Below are 1,533 nucleotides of genomic sequence, written 5' to 3'. Positions count from 1 at the left end.
CGTCCGCGTCCGGCAGCGGCCCCCGGTCCTCCGCGGCCGAACGCGGCGGGGGTATGCGCGGACGCTCCCCGCGCCCCCATCCGCCCGCGCCCGGCTCGGGCCCCACCGGCCCGCACGGCGACGACCCGCTCATCGTGGGCTCCCCTGCCCCGGCCGCGGCGCCTCCACGTCCCGGTGCGCGGTGGACAGCAGTTGGAGCCCGAGCCGCAGTCTGCGCCGCGCCTCGTCCTCCGTGACGCCCAGGTCGGCGGCGGTCTGCCGGTAGTCGAGGTGCTTGAAGTACGCCAGGTCCAGCGCCGCGCGCAGCGAGGCGGGCATGGAGCTGCGGATGTAGTCGGCGCGGGCCGCCATCGACGCCTCGCGCACCTTCGCCTCGATCCGCTCGGCCGCGCCGTCCCCGCCCCGCAGCCGCATCAGTTCGGACTCGGTCTGCCGCAGCCGCTGCACCGCCTGCCGGTGTGTGATCGACGCCACCCAGGAGCGCAGCGGCCCCTGTTTCGGGTCGTACGCGTCGGGGTGCTCCCATATGTAGCCGAACACCTCGCGCGTGATGCGGTCGGCCGCGTCCTCGTCGTCCAGCACGCGGTGGGCCAGCCCGTGGACGAGGGAGGCGAACCGGTCGTACAGCTCGCCCAGCGCCGCGGCCTCGCCGCGCGCCAGACGCTGCTGCATCTTCCGGTCCCAGCGAGGTGGAGCTTCGCTCGCCATCCGGCCCCCATCCATCGTCGTCTCCCAACGAATGTAGTGGGGAGGGCGGACAACGCACGCCCCTTTGCTTCAATGTGCGCCCCGCAAGCGCCTGCTGCTGGTATAGATCGGGTCACTTTGCCGCCGAGCGGGCAGACGTGCGCCCCGCCCTGTGCGTAGGGTCGTACGCAGTCGTACTCCGAGTCACGGGTTTCCTCGTGTTTCATCGGGGGAGAGCCGGGCAGTCGAGGCGGGAAGAATCGCTTCCGCAAGCCACAGGACCGGAAGGCCGCAGGACCGGGCGACGCGAACGAACGGCCGCGCGGCGCAGCGCGCCAGTGCGCGCCGCGAGCACAGTGCGCCGGGGGCGCACGAGCACAGCGAAGGGACATCGGCGAGTGACGTTGAAGGTGAAGGAGACCGTTCAGGGCGGCTGGGCCGTCCTCCAGGTCTCCGGCGAAATGGACCTGGTCACATCGCCCTCCGTGCGGCAGCACGTACACGACGCGGTCGCCGACGGCCGCCGCCGGATCGTGATGGACCTCTCCGAGGTCCGCTTCTGCGATTCCAGCGGCGTCGGCGTCCTCATCGCGGCCCGCCGCCTGCTGCGGTCCTGCCAGGGGCGGCTGCGGCTGATCCTGCCCGCGCGCGGCGCGGAGGACGGGTCCCATGTGAACCGCGTGCTCTCCGCGCTCGGCGTGCGCCGCCTCTTCGAGGTCTATCCGGACGTGTCCTCGGCCGTGGACGAGGGAGCGCGCCCCCTCTCCGCGTAGCGGTACGCCTACGGGCGCGTGTACGGCCGCCGCCCCGGCCTCAAGGGCTCGCGGTCGCGAACTCGCACCACAC

The 1,533-nt window shown here is 73.1% G+C and carries 2 protein-coding genes; one reads left to right on the top strand and one right to left on the bottom strand.

Annotation, left to right across the window (positions count from 1 at the left end):
* Positions 1-129: 129 nt before the first annotated feature.
* Complete coding sequence (locus AOK16_RS16210; RefSeq protein ID WP_055472952.1) at positions 130-708, bottom strand: sigma-70 family RNA polymerase sigma factor; 579 nt, start codon at positions 706-708, stop codon at positions 130-132.
* A 377-nt stretch (positions 709-1,085) separates the two neighbouring features.
* Between AOK16_RS16210 and AOK16_RS16205 the strand changes: the two genes are divergently transcribed.
* Positions 1,086-1,460 (top strand): STAS domain-containing protein, encoded by a 375-nt coding sequence (locus tag AOK16_RS16205; RefSeq protein WP_055472951.1) that lies wholly within the window; start codon positions 1,086-1,088, stop codon positions 1,458-1,460.
* Positions 1,461-1,533: the final 73 nt, after the last annotated feature.

It is taken from the genome of Streptomyces pathocidini (genome assembly GCF_001418495.1).
GTDB classification, from domain to species: Bacteria; Actinomycetota; Actinomycetes; order Streptomycetales; family Streptomycetaceae; genus Streptomyces; species Streptomyces pathocidini.
This window is presented reverse-complemented; position numbering and strand designations above follow the sequence as displayed.